At 48.4% G+C, this 18308-nt stretch carries 15 protein-coding genes and 1 pseudogene; 5 read left to right on the plus strand and 11 right to left on the minus strand.

The annotated features are described in order from the left end of the window. Positions 1–107: 107 nt before the first annotated feature. The 10 genes and pseudogenes from PCH01S_RS06725 to PCH01S_RS06760 form a co-directional block, all read right to left on the minus strand. Complete coding sequence (locus tag PCH01S_RS06725; protein ID WP_084706549.1) at positions 108–1238, minus strand: ABC transporter permease; 1131 nt, start codon at positions 1236–1238, stop codon at positions 108–110. Further along, positions 1235–2383, minus strand: coding sequence for an ABC transporter permease (locus PCH01S_RS06730; protein WP_042227898.1), 1149 nt, complete (start codon positions 2381–2383; stop codon positions 1235–1237). The genes PCH01S_RS06725 and PCH01S_RS06730 overlap by 4 nt, the downstream gene beginning before the upstream one ends. 20 nt (positions 2384–2403) lie before the next feature. Continuing rightward, the gene (locus PCH01S_RS06735; protein WP_241688863.1) at positions 2404–3336 is read right to left on the minus strand and encodes an ABC transporter ATP-binding protein; all 933 of its coding nucleotides are present in this window, start codon (positions 3334–3336) and stop codon (positions 2404–2406) included. A 1146-nt stretch (positions 3337–4482) separates the two neighbouring features. Continuing rightward, positions 4483–5031 (minus strand): antiterminator LoaP, encoded by a 549-nt coding sequence (gene loaP / locus PCH01S_RS06740; protein ID WP_042227902.1) that lies wholly within the window; start codon positions 5029–5031, stop codon positions 4483–4485. A gap of 199 nt (positions 5032–5230) precedes the next feature. Continuing rightward, positions 5231–5782 (minus strand): annotated as a pseudogene (locus tag PCH01S_RS31735) (transposase). Between the two features lie 90 nt (positions 5783–5872). Continuing rightward, on the minus strand, positions 5873–6010 hold the full coding sequence (locus PCH01S_RS29650) for a helix-turn-helix domain-containing protein (RefSeq protein ID WP_084706551.1): 138 nt from the start codon (positions 6008–6010) through the stop codon (positions 5873–5875). 82 nt (positions 6011–6092) lie between these two features. Next, positions 6093–6197, minus strand: a complete 105-nt coding sequence (locus PCH01S_RS31280) for an AraC family transcriptional regulator (RefSeq protein ID WP_241688862.1) — start codon at positions 6195–6197, stop codon at positions 6093–6095. Positions 6198–6447: 250 nt separating this feature from the next. Next, entirely contained in the window at positions 6448–8079 is a 1632-nt protein-coding gene (locus PCH01S_RS06750) for a type 2 periplasmic-binding domain-containing protein (protein ID WP_084706552.1), read from the minus strand. Positions 8080–8169: 90 nt separating this feature from the next. After that, the gene (locus PCH01S_RS06755) at positions 8170–9057 is read right to left on the minus strand and encodes a carbohydrate ABC transporter permease (protein WP_042227907.1); all 888 of its coding nucleotides are present in this window, start codon (positions 9055–9057) and stop codon (positions 8170–8172) included. A 16-nt stretch (positions 9058–9073) separates the two neighbouring features. Continuing rightward, the gene (locus PCH01S_RS06760) at positions 9074–10057 is read right to left on the minus strand and encodes an ABC transporter permease (protein ID WP_042227909.1); all 984 of its coding nucleotides are present in this window, start codon (positions 10055–10057) and stop codon (positions 9074–9076) included. Between the two features lie 190 nt (positions 10058–10247). Here PCH01S_RS06760 and PCH01S_RS06765 point away from each other — a divergent pair, with 190 nt between their 5' ends. Both PCH01S_RS06765 and PCH01S_RS06770 read left to right on the plus strand, forming a co-directional pair. Beyond that, positions 10248–12776 (plus strand): helix-turn-helix domain-containing protein, encoded by a 2529-nt coding sequence (locus PCH01S_RS06765; RefSeq protein WP_042227911.1) that lies wholly within the window; start codon positions 10248–10250, stop codon positions 12774–12776. Positions 12777–13114: 338 nt separating this feature from the next. Further along, positions 13115–13657 (plus strand): DUF1697 domain-containing protein, encoded by a 543-nt coding sequence (locus PCH01S_RS06770; RefSeq protein ID WP_042227913.1) that lies wholly within the window; start codon positions 13115–13117, stop codon positions 13655–13657. A 221-nt stretch (positions 13658–13878) separates the two neighbouring features. Here PCH01S_RS06770 and PCH01S_RS06775 read toward each other — a convergent pair whose 3' ends face one another. After that, positions 13879–14205 (minus strand): antibiotic biosynthesis monooxygenase, encoded by a 327-nt coding sequence (locus PCH01S_RS06775; protein ID WP_042227914.1) that lies wholly within the window; start codon positions 14203–14205, stop codon positions 13879–13881. 383 nt (positions 14206–14588) lie between these two features. Here PCH01S_RS06775 and PCH01S_RS06780 point away from each other — a divergent pair, with 383 nt between their 5' ends. From PCH01S_RS06780 to PCH01S_RS06790, 3 genes are read left to right on the plus strand one after another with little or no spacing between them, the layout of a single operon-like run. Then, positions 14589–15683 (plus strand): endospore germination permease, encoded by a 1095-nt coding sequence (locus PCH01S_RS06780; RefSeq protein WP_042227915.1) that lies wholly within the window; start codon positions 14589–14591, stop codon positions 15681–15683. Beyond that, the gene (locus tag PCH01S_RS06785; protein WP_042227916.1) at positions 15683–17167 is read left to right on the plus strand and encodes a spore germination protein; all 1485 of its coding nucleotides are present in this window, start codon (positions 15683–15685) and stop codon (positions 17165–17167) included. Before PCH01S_RS06780 ends, PCH01S_RS06785 begins: the two co-directional genes overlap by 1 nt. Further along, the gene (locus PCH01S_RS06790) at positions 17164–18300 is read left to right on the plus strand and encodes a Ger(x)C family spore germination protein (RefSeq protein ID WP_042227918.1); all 1137 of its coding nucleotides are present in this window, start codon (positions 17164–17166) and stop codon (positions 18298–18300) included. Before PCH01S_RS06785 ends, PCH01S_RS06790 begins: the two co-directional genes overlap by 4 nt. Positions 18301–18308: the final 8 nt, after the last annotated feature.

Below are 18308 nucleotides of genomic sequence, written 5' to 3' on the forward strand. Positions count from 1 at the left end.
AACACTCCCTCCTTGGATGTTAAGACAGGTCGTAATCCATTGGATTACGACCTGTCTTTGCATGTCATTTACTTTTTTGATCTACCACAATTGTTTGTATGTTCACATCACGTCCTTACCTTTTCATTTCTTACGATAAAGGAAACAAATATAAGTAAAGCTGCAAAACAAAGCAAATATATCAGTTGCTGTGAAGCAGCAGCAATACCTTTCCCGGCTATAACATCTTTACCTGCTTGCAAAAACCATGTCGTCGGAAAAAAATCTCCGATCTGCTGCGCAAATTTAGGCATAATCTCCCGCGGCCAAAAACAGCCCCCCAGCATTAGCATAGGAAAGTAAATTAAAGTCGAGAGCGACCCAGCCATTAGGCGGGTGTTCGAGAATCTACTGATTGCTATACCTAGAGCGACACAAACTAGGGAGAAAGCCAAGCATACGAGCAACACTTCTTGTTTCTGCTCAAATGTCTGCCCGAATGGAAAATCTACTATGCTAGCTATAATGCTCAGTAACAATACTGATTGAATAGCAGCGATCACAAAACATGCCAGCATATTTTGTAGGAGATAACTAAATCTCGATATGGGCGTAACTGCAATACGATCATACACACCTGATAATTTATCTTGCAAGATTAAACTGGTGGAGAATGTCATGAGAAATATCATACCACTAGCAATAAATCCTAATGATTTTACCGCATTGCTGACGTCTCGTTCTGAACCTGCATAGTTAAGCGAACTTTCATAGGTAACGTTAAACGCGCTGTTCTTGTAATAGTCCATGCCTTGGTAAAAAGTCTTCTCATCACCTCCAGACGCACTTGCAATTTTTTTCGCAGAAGATACATAGCTCGACACATACACTTTTACAGGACCAAAGATGTCAGTACCTGCTATATCATAGATTAATACAGAGACGTCCTCACCATCCAACAAGCTTTCGGTGAAGCCCTGCTGAAAAAGCAATCCACCGTCTAGTTCTGAATTAATAACCTTACTTTTGATATCATCATTGCTTGTCAGATTGATAATCTTGTACTGCCCCTCCAATTGTTCTATAAAATCTTGAGTAAACAAGGTATTGTCTTCATCTATTATCCCGATTTTATATTGAACTTCCTGAGATTTCACCACAATCAAAAAAACAATCAGTATAATCGGTATAACAAAAATAAACAACAAACTCCAACCCTTCTGGAAAACACGTTTAATGCAATTAAGAAATATTGTCATTCTACCGTCCTCCTCGAAGCAACCAAACTTACAAGCACGAATCCGATACAAATTAGTATCATTACTCCAATATTAATAAGTGCCTGTTCCACTTGATTCCCATATACGACATTGAAAAGAGCAGTCTTAGCGTAATAGCTTGGTGATAGATAGGCAACTGATCCAAAGTCCGCGATTACAAAACCGCCAACGATGAAAGTCCCCCCCAGACTTATAAAATTGGATATTGATTGTGCTTTTTGAATACTACGTGTAATAATAACCAGCATCAACCCAAGTAGTGTAACGAGTATGGATAATATAAACAAAGTAAGAAGTACAACCATAATATGGTTTCCCCAATCCACACCATATACGTACTTTGTAAACAAGAGTAAGATGACCCCTTGGAGAAATGTCACCAATGACAAACCAAGTCCTTTGCCAATATACTGTACATACGGTTTCACAGCAGACAAGCGCATTCGATTACCTAAAGGGCCCAAATAGTCTTCAGACGCCATAAAAATACCGTATTCTTGCCCGTATAATAATAGCATCAGTATCATCGCTATGCTGTAATACCCCATCGCAGTCGTCGCTTGCAAACTTGAACTTGTTAAGGATTGTTCTTTGACATTCTCTTCATTATTTTTCTGCAGCTCGGAAGCCATCGCATCGACTTCTGTTTGTCCTGTTATCTTATAAATAACACTAGACGTATTCATCATATTAGTTAGACTACTTACAATGTTCTTAACAACCATCGTAGGTACACCATAATCTGTTGATAAGTAGACTTTGACGACATGGGGGAGATCTTTATCGTCTGAGAAATTATCAGGAATATAAATAATGACATCTGCTTCGTCCTTATTAATAAGAACTTTGCCATCATCTAATGACATAACCGGCTTTAGTTCCGCCAGCTGAGTAACATCATTTGAATGTAAAACAGCATCAACAATAGCGCCATTCCTGCCTGAATCAAGGTTTGCATAAGCTATTGTGACCTTCCCCAATGACTTTTGTATATCATATGTACTACCGAATACCGAACCCAAAATGAGAATAACGATAGCATAAGTAAGCAAATTAATCAAAATTGCTTTTGGATTCATGATCATCCGTTTAACCGCATAGAACATCTGGAACAAAATATTCATTGCATATCCTCTTTTCCGATTCAATCACGCAACTTTTTACCTGTTAATTGGAGGAAAACAGTTTCTAAATTCGGTTTTTCTACTGCCATATATTTTATATTAAAGTGTTGCTTGATTAATTGTTCCAATATAAGAGGAATACGACTGTCATCTTTGTCTAGTTTAATTTCTAATATCTCTTCGTTAACACTAAAGGACAAAACTCCATCAAAGGACTCGATTACTTTGACAGATTCCGCTGCATTAGCAGTGAATTCCAATCTTAGGCACACTTCGTGGATATGGTCAGCGATTAATTCGTCAATTGTCCCAAGTGCAATTAACTGACCAAAATCCATGATAGCAACACGGTCACAGATTGCCTCGATTTCTTCCATATAGTGAGTCGTATAAATGACCGTCGTGCCTTCTTTGTTCATTATACGGATAGATTCCAAGATATGATTGCGTGATTGCGGATCAACCCCAACCGTCGGTTCGTCCATAAATAGAACACGCGGTTTATGCACAATCGCACAAGCAATATTGAGCCTTCGCTTCATGCCGCCTGAAAAGGTGCTCACTTTCGATTTCCTTCTGTCCCAAAGACCAGTAAACTCCAGTGCCTTCTTAACCATTTGTGCTAACTCATTTCCTCGCAGACCATACAATCTGCCCCAATAAGTGACATTATCTATCGCATTTAACGTTTCAAATACAGCAATTTCCTGAGGAACGTAACCAATTTTGCGTTTAATCTCTGTTGCATGTTTTGAAAAGTCTTTGCCGAGTATCTTCACTGAGCCACTGTTAAAACGTAAAAGTCCTAAAATCGTATTCATCAACGTAGACTTCCCAGCCCCATTCGGTCCTAGCAGCCCAAATATCTCACCTTCACGTATGCTCAGAGTAACCCCTTTCAACACATCGAGATTATTGTATTTTTTGACCACGTCTGAAACTTCGATTATCATACGCACATCCTCCATAATACAGGTCGTCATGTTCTACCCCCACATTAATAGTAAATGCATCAATTTAATAAATCTGAGTCCTTGATATAACAAGGTTCTTTAGGCATAAAAAAGAGCACCTCCCCAAATCTCGAATAGGTTAAGCGACTAAGCAAACCAAAGAGACGAGGTGAACTCCCTATGCCTTATATTCCGGAAACATCGATTTGACATTATATTTTCAACTCTAGGTATCTCATCGATCCTGAGTTTAGTCAGAAAAAAGTCGCGTCACGGAGCGCCTGTTGAAGTTGAAAAAAAGAAAGCCTAAACACGAGCGTGAAGCTTGGTTAAAAAAAGCAAATGGAGGACGAACAGAAATCAATCTGCGAAGAAGAATTGCAGCTCAACTAACCGGTACTTATTTTACGTTAAGAGACGAGATACCCATCGAGCCTCGATGAGGAATCAAGAAAAGTAGTTAGGGGGAAACATCTATTTTAATATGGATTTAAAGGGTTCACTTTACAGTATCTAAACTACACATTTAAGTATGCAACTATGGATTCAAAAATGAAGTTGATGAAATTGGAGGAGTCTGTTGCTCTTTAAGGCAATGCATTATGAAATTCATTCAAATATAGAAGATTCGAATGAATTTCATCAATAATGATCTATTTGATCAAAGCTTCACATTGTGTAACTCAATCCACAAAAAAATAGCGACCTATATCCATTTAAATACAGGCCGCTTACTCTTATGTATTTTTTCCTAATTACTCCTTGTGAAATTTTCGACATTTTTCACAAAAAACCCAGCTTCGCCCTTTCGTCCAGCCATATTTTCACCGAACTACTGAAGCTACTTGTTATGTTTCCTTATGACCAATAACGTGCCGAAACATCGATTATTGCCAGTCAGGTATTGTTATATTCATTTTATTAATATCTTTAATAATGTTAATATGTTATAAAGCGATATATCATGATCAAATAATACTCCCGTACACAAAATTTGTCAATAGTTATCAAAATATAGGACGATGGTGTAAAGTTATTCGTTTTTTTCCATGCTAGATATTATTTAGATATTAAAAGAAATGAATTTGTTTCTTACTTCTATAACATAAATCCAGCAAGGGCTAGAGGCAGCTTTTCGCGGGATTTTTAATTTGAAGGTTCATAGGAACGTGGATTTAATTTGTGAATAATTTCAACTCCGACATCTACCAGTTTTTCGTTTCCCAAAAAGTTCAGTGCAATCTTAGCTCTATTTTTACGGCTATCTACTTTTTTAATGATTCCTTCTAATCCTTTTAGAGGCCCTGAAGTGACAAGTACTTTTGATTTAACAAGATAAATGCTAGAATACTCCAATGTATCTCTATCACCAAGCAATTTAATAATGGGTTCGATTTCTTGAGGCTCTATTTTACATTCCTCTTGATTAAAGCTCTTTCCATTATGTACGATACGGTAGCAGCGGGGGATTCTCTTAATTTTATAGTAGATTTCGTCGGTCAACCTACAATTGATCAGAACATAGCCAGGGAAAAGTTTCTTTATAACATGTTGAATCTCGCCGTTTTTTCTCTCGGGCACTCTTCGCTTAGGAACTACGGCGTTTAAAACGGAGCAGTCAAAATGCAGATTAAGATGTTGGAGCACTATTTCTTCTTGATTGGATTCAACAAATAATGCGTACCAGTATTTCATTTCCCTCTCCACCTTTAATTTGGATAATATTATAGCTATAGCATACAACCTTTATCCTAAAAATTTTGTAATATTTTGTAGTATAAAGTTTGTATGCGCTTTATTTTATATTCGATTTAATAATTGGAAAAACAACATCCTGTGTAAAAAAAGGATTTTAAATCAAAATATGTACCATGCCTGTTGATTAACCGTATATTTAACTTTCATCTATAGTAATTAATCGCTCTCTCTTATTAAGAAAAGCGAGTTTTACAACTAAAGCAACATAAAGTTGGCCATAGACCGCATTTTCAGATGTGCCAAACAAGGTCGGTACGTTCAAATGTTGGTGGATCCAACGGAAAAAAAGCTCAATTTTCCAGTGAGCTTTATACATGTCAGCAATTTGTTCCGGCGAAGTACCTAGTAAATTGGTAACCGCTCGAATCTCACGTCCATGCCCATCATCAAACATGACTACGCGATGTCGCCAACGAGAGCGACATTGCTTGGTTCCAAACTGACAGGTAATGTCACGTGTGACAGGCGAATCGTTTGGTTACTGCCTCCGTAAGGCGCAGGGTTTTTCCAAGTGGACATTTTCTTTTAATCGAATTACAAAATACTGACTTTCTGAAACATAGTGATCGAACCGTTCAATCTTTCCGTAGGCTCGGTCTTGCACGAGAATAAACGCTTGATTTGCAAGCTTTTCACCAACAGGACCATCATGCCGGGAGGCTGTTGTCTCTTCCACATCCGCAGCCACATTCGCTCCGTCCAAACCAACCCCAACGTCTAAAATCTACGGACAGAGTTCCAAACCTCCCAGAGTACAGCCATTTCATAAAAATCCCGTTTATCTTCGTAAGTTACTATTTCCCATTTCAATTTCACTCAGATTCCCTTGAGAGATTCCCATACTTTTTGCAAACTGAGATTGGTTTAGATTATTTTCTTTACGAATACATTTTATTCTATATCCACTATCACTCATTTATCCCCCACCTTTCATCAAGTTCCATACAAATTGAATGTTCATTTATTAAAAAGAAGGCAGCCTGGACAGTAAGGGGATATTACCAATATTCGCCGGGTGTCTGACCTGTCTTTTGTTTACATACAAGCATGAAATGCTTGGGGCTCTGGTACCCGGATAACCTCGCTACATCGAAAATTTTCATCGTGGTCGATTGGATAGCAACTGCTTCGCGCGTTGTATCCGAGCAGCTGCGGTATAATCAGATAAATTCAGCGACATCACCTGTTTGAACCGCTGGCCTAGATATGCCGCGTTCAGATTCACGTATCGCGTCTACCTTATGCGCGGACAGATAATCCGGCGACGGGACATGAACCATTCCCCTTTCTTCCTTACCGGGCTATAAAAAAAGAGAAGGACGTCACGTCCTCCTCCCGCTCTGCCTCAAACCCTTACTTGCTGCTTTTATACCGCTCGTAAGACTGCTTGTAAATCTTCATATATTCGTCCACGCCCATCTTCTGCACGGTCGCCACGTATTTGTCCCACTCGGACATCGGCTGGGAGCCGGTGATGAATTTCGCTTCCATTTCGCCGATGTACGTTTCCATATCCTTGCCCACTGTCGAGCGGAATTCGGTCTCTTCTTCGGTGAAGTTGAAGTTGTTCCACAGCTCCTTCACGGCGTAAGGCTCCGCTTTTTTGCCCGTTTCCACGGATTCCGGCAGCGTTTCCGAGCCCTTGAAATATTTCTGCTGCACGTATCCCGGATAGCTACCCCCGAGCCACGTGATGTATTTCGCCAGAGCTTGGTCCATCGTCAGGCCGTTCGGGTTTTTCGTGATTTCCTCGACGAATTCGAGCTTGCCGTCCGCCGTTTTCGTATAAGTCTGGCCTTCGATTCCCATGAAATAAAACGTCGCGCCTTCATCGCCGTAAAAATGGTCGATCCACCGCACGGTCGCTTCCGGATTCTTGTTCTTGTCCGTAATGACGAACGCGCCGGGCCATACGGCAGGCACCTTGACGTGCGAGTACAGCTGGTCGCCGTGAGGGCCTTTCAGTGCGCCAAGCCCGAAATAGCCGGTCTGGTTCATCTGGGTTTTCGGATTCGGATTGATGGTGGCGCCGAATACGCCTTTCTGTCCTTTCGCGAACAGGGCCGCCGTCTTGATCGTAAAGATTTCTTTATCGATCAAGCCTTCGGTGTACAGCTTGCGCATGTACTCGATCACTTCTTTGTAACCCGGGTCCGTCCGGAAAAACCGCAGGTCGCCGCCTTTCGGGTCCACATCGACGAATTTGTGGCCGAGACCGCGGTTTCCGAAGCCCCACGCCCCGCGCAGCTGCTCGATCAGCGGGTTGATTCCCTCTCCCGCATATGGAATTTCATCCGCCTGCCCGTTCCCGTTCAGGTCGGTTTCTTTGATCTTTTTCAAATACTGGTAAAACTCCTCCGTCGTGGCCGGCTCCTTCATGCCCAGCTTATCCAGCCAGTCCTGCTTGACCCAGAGCGGGGTCCCGATCAGCATCGGAAGAAATTCCGGGCTGTAGAAGGAAGGGAACGAATAAATGTTGCCGTCCGGCATCGTCAGCCCCTTCTTCAAATCCGGGTATTTCTCCATCAGTTTCTTGAAGTTCGGAGCGTACTGGTCGATGAGGTCGTTCAGCTTGACGAAGGTTCCCTGCGCCCCGTATTTCATCAGGTCGGAGGAAGGCACGCGAGCCGAATAGAACGCGTCGGGATAATCTCCTCCGGCCAGCGCGAGATTGCGTTTTTCCGTCAGATTTTCAAACGGGACGAGCTGGAACTTGATGTTCATGTTGGTCATTTTGGCATATTCTTTCCAAACGAGCGTTTCTTCGAAGTTATTGCCGTTCGTCGCCGCCTTCCCCGTGAAGAAGGTGAGCGATACCGGCTCCTTGGCGATGGGCATTCCCGTCGGATTCAAATTCGCCACTTCTTTCTTGCTGTCTTTGCCGTCCGCGCTTCCCGCGCCTTCGTTTCCTCCGCTGCATGCCGACAGTACGCTTACGGCCATGGCAACGGTTAACGTCACGGCTGTCCATCTCATTTTTCTCATCAGCAAATCTTCCTCCCTTAATCCATTGTATCTATCGGCAGCCGGGGTGTCAGCCCCGGCGGACCCGAGAAGTTTTCCGTTCATTCAAAATCAGCCTTTGACCGAGCCGATCATGACACCTTTGACAAAATACCGCTGCAGGAACGGGTACAGCATCAGCACCGGCAGATTGGCCACAATGACGACGGCATATTTGATCGCTTCGCCCTCCATCACATTCCGGGCATGAGAATCGTCTCCGACCCCGAGCATTTCCTGCATCTGCCCCTGGATGAGAATTTCGCGCAGGAAGAGCTGGAGCGGATACTTGTCGCGGTCGGTCAAATACATCAGTCCGCTGAAATACGAATTCCAGTGGCCCACGCTGTAAAACAAGATCATCACGGCAATGATCGGCATCGAAAGCGGCAGCACGATTTTCCACAGAATGCCGAGGTTGGAGCAGCCGTCGATCGAGGCCGCTTCCTGCATTTCGCCGGGGATCGAGCTCTGGAAAAAGGTGCGCATGATGATGATGTTATACACGGACACGGCCCCCGGGATGACGAGCGCCCACATCGTGTTGAGCATGCTCAGGTTTTTCACAAGCAGATAGGTCGGAACCATGCCTCCGCTGAAAAACATCGTAAACACCATGAGGGCGGAAATCGCGTTCCGTCCGGCAAAATCTTTGCGCGAGAGCGGGTAAGCGGCCGCAACGGACAGAATCAGATTGATCGCCGTACCGACGACCGTATAGACGATCGTGTTCAAGTACCCCGTCAAAATTTCGTTGTTCTGAAAAATTTTCGTATAGCCCATCCACGTGATGTCCTTGGGCCACAGCCACACTTCTCCCCGCATGACGGCTTCGGGACTGCTAAAGGAGGCGACCAGAACGAAGACAAGGGGATACAGCACAATCAGGGATACGATCGTGAGCAGCGCATACACGGCCCAGTCGAACGCTTTTTCCCGGGTGCTTTGAATGGTATTCATCGGGCAGTCCTCCTTTCTACCACAAGCTGGTGCTGCTGACTTTGCGGGCGATCCGGTTCACGGTTAGCAGCAGAATAAAGTTAATGACGGAATTAAACAGGCCGACCGCAGCCGAATAGCTGTATTGACCGTCGATAATCCCTTTCTGGTACACATGCGTGGAAATGACGTCGGATGCCTGCATGTTCAGCGAATTTTGCATCAGATATACTTTCTCGAATCCGACGCCGAGCAGAGACCCCATATTCAGAATGAGCAAAATGGTGACTGTCGGCATGATGCCCGGCAGATTGATATGCCGGATGCGCTGCCAGCGGCTTGCCCCGTCCACCCTCGCCGCCTCGTGCAGCTGCGGGTCGATTCCCGTAAGGGCAGCCAAATAAATGATGGAACTCCAGCCCATCTGCTGCCAGACGCCGGACAGGACGTAGACGCTTTTGAACCAGGCGGGATCGGTCAGAAAGTTAACGGGTTCCCCCCGGAACCACGTCACGGCCATATTCAGCAGGCCGGTCTGCGGCGAGAGAAAGATAAAGACCATGCCCACCAGAACGACCGTGGACAGAAAATGCGGCGCGTACGTGACCGTCTGGACGAACTTGCTGAACTTTTTGGAGCGGACTTCATTGATCATCAGGGCCAAAATAATCGGAACCGGAAAACCGACGACAAGCTGGTAGAGACCGATGCCCAGCGTATTCGTCAGCAGCCGCCAGAAATAATAGCTTTCGAAGAACCGCTCGAAATGTTTGAGGCCCACCCACGGGCTGCCCCAGATTCCTTTGGTCGCGATAAAATTTTTAAAGGCAATTTGTACGCCGTACATGGGAAAATACTCGAACACCAGGAAGAAGACGAGGACCGGCATGATAAGCAGATACAGATCCCAGTTTCTCCGGACCCGTTTAAAGAACGCGGATCGTTTCGGTTTACGGACGGCCGAAGCGGCCGGGGCCGATGCCGGAGCCGCTGTTTGTGACGATGACGCTTCTTGTGACAAATCCCCACCCCACTTTTCATGTATTCTTTCCGGAGCATAGCAAACGGAGCCGCCGACGGGTATTTACACTTCTTTATCTCCTTGGCCCCAGATTCGCCGGATAAAAAAAAGATAAGAATCTAAAAAAAGGCTTATTTGTCCTCCGGCTTTCTTTAGATAAAATAAGAAGACAACACGGAAAGGGAGCTTGATGCGCTTGAAACGGGTCCTGCTTAACCGGCATTCGCTGGTCTACAAACTATTTTTCAGCTTTCTCGGCATTCTGCTGTTGTTTTCCGTTTTTAACGGAGTGTCCGTCTATTTCTTTAACAAAAGCATGCAAAACGAAATTATCCAGTACAACCGACTGATGCTTAAAAATACGGCCGAACGGTACGAGACCCATTTCGAACGGATCAAAACGATGCTGTTCGACCTCTATTCGAACGAAACGGTCGTGGCGTTCAACCGCCAGCTGCTGACGAAGGCAGAGCCGGACATCGACTATTGGAAAGCGTCCGAGGTTCTGAAAACGGTCCGCGCGCAGGCTTACAATCCGATGTTTTACTTGAATAATCTGCTGGTGTATTACGATTCGCATTCGCTGATCGTGGAAAAAGAAGGCAGCGTAAGCGCGCCGATGCTGTTCGAGCGCTTTTACCGGAGCGCGGATTATCCGCTTGTTTATTGGAAGGAACAGTTTGCGCGAAGCGGCAACTACGTGCTGCATCCGCAGTCGTCGTTCAACGTGACAACCTTAAACTCGTCGGTGGATGTCGGGCTGATCCCGTTCTCGTTCCGCATGCCCGGCTCCAATTATCAGATCGTCGCCCTCCTGGACGCCCGAGCTCTGCAGGAAGCGTTCTACGGTCCCGGAGACAGCCGGGAGTTTATGATTCTCCGAGAAGACGCCTCCCTGCTGTACCGGTCTTCCTCCGCCTTCGGCGCCGGAGATATCCCTTCCTTCGGACCGGAAGGAGCCGGGTATGCGAAGGCGGGCGACACGTATTTTTTTGCCGAAAAAGACCCGCTCACCCGGCTTACGTATGTCACGGCGCTGCCTTACGCGAATATCACGGCTAAAGTGCGGAACGCGAGCCTGACGCTGCTGCTTATTTTTGCCGTCGCCCTTCTGCTCGGCATTGCGGCCTCGCTGTTCTTCAGCCGCAGAATTCACCGGCCCGTCAAACAGATGCTCAGCTCCATTGTGAGCCGGGACCCTGTCCGGCCGAAGAGCGCGATCCGCGAATTCGACCTGATCCATCAGAACCTCCACGAGCTGATGCAGGAAAAAGAAGCCGTCCAGAAGGAGCTTCTCGGAAAAAAGTCGCTTCTGACCAGCTTCGGATACATCAATAAATTGAAAGCGATTACATCGAATATCAACGACTGGCAGGACATCGCGGAAATGGACGACCCGTTCCGCCTCGTGCTGGCCCAGCTTCATTTCAAAGAAGGGACCGTTCCCGAAAGCCACTCGCGGCCGGACCGGATCGCCTATTATATCCGGGAGTATATCAACGTCGTCATGACCGAGCATCTCCCTCATTCGCACACGTTTCAGATCGACACGAATCAGATTTTGACACTTGTAAAAGGCGGGGATGAGCCGGAAAAACTCGGAGAAGCGCTGGAAAAGCTGAAGCCTATCCTGGACCGGGACAAAGATTATTTTCTCGTCACGCTTGCCGTCGGTTCGGTTCACCAAGGCTCCAGCCAATTCAACGCCGCCTACAGGCAGGCGCAGGAAATGGCGCAGCAGGCCCGGCCTCTGGACGAGTGCCAGATTATCCGCAGCTACCGCGTTTCACCTCCTTATGCGCCGACCCCTGCCCAGGAGCAGGAGCTGTTCCGGCACATCCAGGCGGGAAATCTCGCCCACTGCGTGTCGCTGACGGAACGCGTCGTGGAGCAGATGGAGAAGAAAGACGCGGGACTCGCGCAGTACCGGCAAATCGCCGAGAGCATCCTGCTCCGCGCCGCGAGAGCCGTCGAGCCGTACGGCCGCGCCGCCGCAGCCGCTGTGGCGCGGCCGGATTCGGGCGCCGATCCGCGCCAGGCGTCTCCTGCGACGGATGCGAGCGCCCACCGTCCGGCGGAAACGCCTCCGGACGGGGGCGCGGCCGAAAGAGCCGCCGCAGCCGGAAAAGGCGAGGGCACCGGCGGAGCCGGCCCTGCGGTGTCCGGGACGGCCACTACCTGCGGCGGAGATCCTGGCACGCCTTGCGAAGCGGCCTGCGCCTGCGGCGGGGCTTGCGGCCCGGAGGAAGCCCTCTCCTTCCAGGAGCGGCACCGGCGCCGGCTGAGAACCTGCTACACGCCCGACCAGTTCAGGCGGTTCTACGCGCAGATGTTCAAGGAGGCGGCCGGGATTATCGCGGCGGGCAAGGAAGAGCGGGATTCCGTCATCGAATTCGTGATGAACGAGCTGGAGAACAAATTCGCGAACGATATTTCGCTCGATCTGCTGGCGGATAGGCTGAACTTGTCGGCCGCCTACTTATCCGTCTATATCAAGGAGAAGACGGGCGCCAATTTCAGCGAACAACTGAACGCCATCCGCATCCGCAGGGCGAAGGAACTGCTCGGCGGTACCGGTTTGAGCGTGCAGGAGATCAGCGTGAGAATCGGCTACCGCAACGTCACCTCCTTCAACCGGATGTTCAAGAAGATGACGGGACTTCCGCCCGGCGAATACCGCAAGAGCCAGGTCATCGGCGGGGAGTTTGGCGGTTTATAAAAAGAAAAAGCCGCATTGGCTGCGGCTTTCCTGATCTCATTTATGAACCCTACGGGTTGTTTTGGATGGTCAAATGGCTGCTTACCGTAGCCCCTTCGGGACTATACTTGTAGTATTCCGCATAATAGGAACATGCGGCGCTCATCCAGAAGTTGTTCGTTCCGACTCGATTATTCGTTTCGCCCTGAGATGTATTCGTGATGCCGATCGCCTGAGGCACTCCCTATATGGAAATATTCGGAATTGACGGCGAAATGACGGTTGCCCCGTTCTCTCTCACTCTCACTTCACGGCCCGTACATGCTATACTGGATCAAAAAAAGAATCGGGGCTGAATCATGACGACGTACCTCGCCTTATTGAGAGGAATTAACGTAAGCGGCCAGAAGCTGATCAAAATGGCCGAACTCAAGAACATGTTTGAAGCGATGGGCTTTCTCGCGGTAAAAACCTATATCCAAAGCGGCAACGTTCTGTTCCGTTCAGACCTCGCGAATTCTGAAGAGGCGCTCCGGGGGCGGATTGAAGATGAAATCGCCGCCGTCTTCGGCTTTCAGGTCTCCGTTATTATACGAACGGCGGAAGAATGGGAGCAGATTATCCGGAACTGTCCCTACGACGCGGCAGACCTGAAAGAAGGCGAGAGCATTTACGTGACGCTGCTGGCAGACCGGCCTGCTCCGGAAGATTTGGGGCGTGTGCCTGAGCCGGACCCCCGCCTGGAGGAATATCAGACGGCAGGACGCGACGTCTACCTTCTGTTTCATCAGAGCATTCGCGATTCCAAGCTTGCCGCCAGCCTGCACAAGCTGAAAACCCCCGCAACGACGCGGAACTGGAACACGATGAACAAGCTGCTTGCGTTGTCCCGTTCCCTCTAAGCCCTCACTTTCCGAAGGCAGCCTTATCTCCCGCCCGGCTCTCGGACGGGTCGGGACGAATGAGGTCTCCCAAAACGAAAAAAAGCCGCCTATCGGCGGCTTTCTTTGTTCCGTCCTGCGGCGTTCCCGCAGCTCCCGGCACTCGGAAGAGTCCGGGGGCCGGCGGAGTAACACTCATCCGAAACGGATATGTACATGCACGCGAGGTGCATTTGTGTGTCTTATTGGCCTGCTTTGCCGATCTTTCTCTTTTTCAGCTCATAGGAATTTACGCTGGTAGAGATAATATACTCAGGCTTCGGCTGTCCTCTGTTCTGGCGGTGCCCCTGGATATGCTCTTCGCTCTTCTCCCAGTTCTTCCAGGCCTCTTCCGACTCCCAGCGGATCAGGATCAGCACTTCCTCGTTCTCTTTCTTCGAACGGTTAACCATCACGCTGACGTCGATAAGACCTTCGCGGCTGTCAATGGCGCCTTCTTTGCTGAAACGCTCGACAACCTGCTCGGCATTTCCTTTTTCCACTACGACGGATCTCGTTTGAATGAACATGAAGATACACTTCCTTATTTATGAAATATAGCTTCATTGTAATTGATAAAGATTATCATTGTCAATTTGATCCACTTTTCCACAGACCGCCGGGGCACGGCTGAAACCCGCTTTTGTCGTAAAAAGAAGCATCGTGTACTTCGAAATCCCGTATCGGCAAATTGATTTTCACTTTGCTATTCCTGTGCGACTCCTTTGTTTACCTGCCTCTTTGCATCCCGCCGGTTACCGGTCCGTAGACAGTAGTCCTTGTCTATTTTAGACGTTATTCCATCATTTTTCCTAAAACCTGTCCGGAAAGGACATAGATTTTCCACTTCCTGCAAACCCTATGGAAGCGGCTGTGTAGCAGCCCGTTATCACTCGGGGAAGGCGGTGGTCCTATGGCACAATCAGGCGGCAAAATATCGTTTTTACAGCTCGCCATGCTTCTTCTGCTCGTTAACGGACTGATGAATCACGTTATTCTCAATCCCATTGTTCTGGATGCTTCAGGCCGGGATGCCTGGCTCGTTCCCATTTTCTCCGCCTTGTTCCTTCTCCCGTGGTGTCTTCTTCTCGTTTATTTCATGAAAAAATCCGGGCAGCAAAAACTTCAGCCATGGCTGGCGCAGCGGACGCATCCGGTCGTCTCCTGGATTCTAATTGTCCCGTTGTACATTCAAATCTACCTGATCGGCATGACGACGCTGCTGCACACAAGCATCTGGACGGTTACGAATTACCTGCCGGCCACTCCGCACTTCGCTTTAAGCCTAACTCTCATTGCGGTGTGCGCGTACTGCGCGATATCGGGGCTGCGGACGATCGCGATCAGTGCGGGTGTTCTCCTGCCGTTCGTGATTGTGCTCGGTTACTTCGTCATGATAGCCAACATGCCCAACAAAGAATACGATCGGCTCTTTCCCATGCTGGAGTTCGGCATGAACCCGGTTATGAACGGGATGATTTATGCAGGCAGCGGTTTTATGGAATTCGTTCTTATCCTTACCCTTCAACAGCATTTGAAAACGAGAATCAAGAGCTGGCAGCTGCTCGTCCTGGCCCTGCTGTTCATTCACATCATGCTGGGTCCCCTCGTCGGCGCCATCACCGAGTTCGGGCCTGAGGAGGCCGCGAAGCAGGCGGAATCGCCCTATGAACAGTGGCGGCTCGTCAAAGTGGGAGACTCCATCGAGCATGTCGATTTTTTCTCCGTCTTCCAGTGGCTGGCAGGAACTATGGTCAGAATCAGCTTATCCTTGTTTCTGCTCGGGGATCTGCTCCCCTTTAAGCGGGCGAAATACCGGAACCGCTTTATCGCCTGCATGGCGTTAAGTTACCTGCTCATAACCCTGCTGCCGATTACCCAACAAAATCTGTATGAATTCATGCACCGGTATTACTTTCACCTGTCTCTTATTGTGATACTGGGCTCGACCCTAGTATGGACGCTTATATCCGTCACGACTAAAACGGGCAAGGAGGGGACTTCCTGATGGTACCAAGCAGCGGCAATGCCGAAATATGGACAGCCGGACAGCTCGAGCATTTGTTCGACCAGAGTGAAGATGTCGTTCTGCTTCCCCATACTTTCGGGGAAAACGGCCCGAACTCTGCGGAAGTTCTTCTACTGTACGGCGAGGCTACCAGCAACAGCCAGCTCATCGGCGAGCTGGTTTTGCCCGGGCTTGAAATGGCCTTTGACAGGGATCAAGGCTTCCCGACGGCCGGGACCGTCCTAAGCTCTTGTCTGCCGCTTCTTCCCTTTGCCGGTCCCATTACGGCCGATACGATCTCGGAGAGCTTGTTTGAAGGCAAGCTGCTGCTTGTTTTCCCGCATCTTCGCTCGGCTTTCCTTATGAATATAAGCAGTTTGCCGGAGCGGAAGCCGGAAGAATCCAATACGGAACTGTCCATTAAAGGACCGAGGGACGGTTTCGTGGAGAACCTTTCGGTTAGTATCGCCTTAATCCGCAAGAGAATCCGCAGCCATACGTTGTGCTGCGAGAAATTTGTGATCGGCAGAAGGACGAAAACCAAGGTGGCCTTGATGTATGTCCGGGACATCCTCTCGCCCGAAGTGCTCCTTGAAGTTCGCAGCCGGCTGGAGTCCATTGATGTAGACGGCATCTACAGCATTTCCCAAATCGAGGAGATGGTCACGGACCAGAAGTTTTCCCTGATGCCCCTGATGGATTACACGGGACGACCCGATTTTGCCGTCAGCGCTCTCCTCAACGGCCGATTCGTCCTGATTGTCGACGGCAATCCTATGGTGCTGATCGCGCCCTCAACCATGGCTATGCAGATTAAATCGCCCGAGGATCTGCATAATAATTTCTACTATACGTCTTTTTCCCGTCTGGTTCGGATACTCAGCATTTTCCTGTGTGTACTGCTGCCGGGTTTCTGGGTTTCGCTGGCCGCTTTTCATCAGGACCAGGTTCCGTTCAGGCTGCTCGCCACCATCACGATCGCCCGTCTCGGCCTGCCCTTCTCCGGGCAGTTCGAGCTCCTGATCCTCCTGATCCTGCTGGAAGTTTTCCGCGAAGCGGGAATTCGTCTGCCCAGCGCCATCGGTCAGGTATTGACCGTAGTGGGCGGCCTCATTATCGGCGACGCAGCCATTCGGGCGGGGCTCGTCTCCCCTTCAGTAGTCGTAGTCGGCGCCATTACGGCCGTAAGCAACGCCACCCTGGTCAACCAGAACTTAAGCTCAGCCGTCAGTCTGCTGAGGTTTTTCCTGTTCTTCCTTTCCTGCCTGCTCGGCATGTTCGGACTTATCATGGGGATTATCGTGGTGACGGTTTATTTGTCCAAGCTGAGATCGTTCGGGGTTCCCTATCTGTCCCCGTTCTCGCCGCCCATTTACAGCAACTGGGTGCCCGCCTTTATGCGTCTTCCCTGGTCCTTGATGACCGGAAGGCCCAAAAATCTGCATACGCAGGACAAGAACCATAAGAAGGAGGATAACCCGTGAGTATCGTAAAAAGGAGCGCCTGGCTGGGTATCCTTCTGCTGCTGACCGGCTGCTGGAACTCCAAAGACCTCCAGACGATGGCTTATGCGACAGCCTTGGGCATCGATTACGCAGACGGAAAATATATCACGTATGTCCAGATCCTGAACTTCTCCAATATTGCCAAAAGCGAAAACAACCAGGTCGGAACCCGTATTCCGATCTGGGTCGGCCGCGGTGAAGGGAAGACCGTATCGGAGTCGCTTACGTCCATCTACTCCACCTCTCAGCTGCGCTTGTTTTGGGGACATGTCAAAGCCGTCATCGTAAGCGAAGCTTTGATGAAAAAAGGGCTCCCGGACGTCTACGACATGCTCAACCGGTACCGCGAGATCCGGTACAACATTTTGTTCTACGGCACGAACAAGCCCCTGGATAAGATGTTGTCCCTGACGTCCATGCTTAATTTTTCGCCGATCGAGTCCTTATTGACGCGTCCCGAGCAGTACTTTTCCCAAAAATCATTGATCCTGCCCGTTTACGGGTACAAATTTATAGCCAATCTAAACGAAGCCGGCAATTCGACCATGCTGCCTTCACTCACGGCCAACTCCGTCGTATGGGAAGAGGACCGGTCGAAAGTTTCCTTATACGAAATAAACGGCGCTTATTTTTTCAACGGTACCAAATACACCGCTTGGCTGTCGCAGGAAGACTTGAAAGGAGCACGCTGGCTTCAAACGAAACTGGAGCGTACCCCTCTAAGCGTTCCCAAAGAACACCCTATCGTCGCGCTTATTTTGGAAAGCCCCAAATATAAAGTCGACGCTCATGTCGTAAACGAAAAAATACGATTTACCATTTCAATGGAAATCAAAGCGTTTATCGACGAATTCCGGGAGCGCGCGACGGAGGCGGAAATTGAAACCGCAGCCGAGACCGACATCAAAAACGAGATCCTTATGTCCTTCCATAAAGGAATCAAAAAGCGTGTCGATGTACTGAAGCTAAGCGAAACGCTGTACCGCAAATACCCGGACGTATGGAAAACGCATTTTAAAGGAAAAGAATTTCCGCTGGACAAAGACTCTATAGAGAAGATCGACGTGAAGGTAAACATCTCTCATACAGGCAAGTATAAAGAAAGAAAATAGCGAGGGTT

The sequence above is a fragment of the Paenibacillus chitinolyticus NBRC 15660 genome (genome assembly GCF_000739915.1).
In the GTDB taxonomy this organism is placed as follows: Bacteria; Bacillota; Bacilli; order Paenibacillales; family NBRC-103111; genus Paenibacillus_F; species Paenibacillus_F chitinolyticus.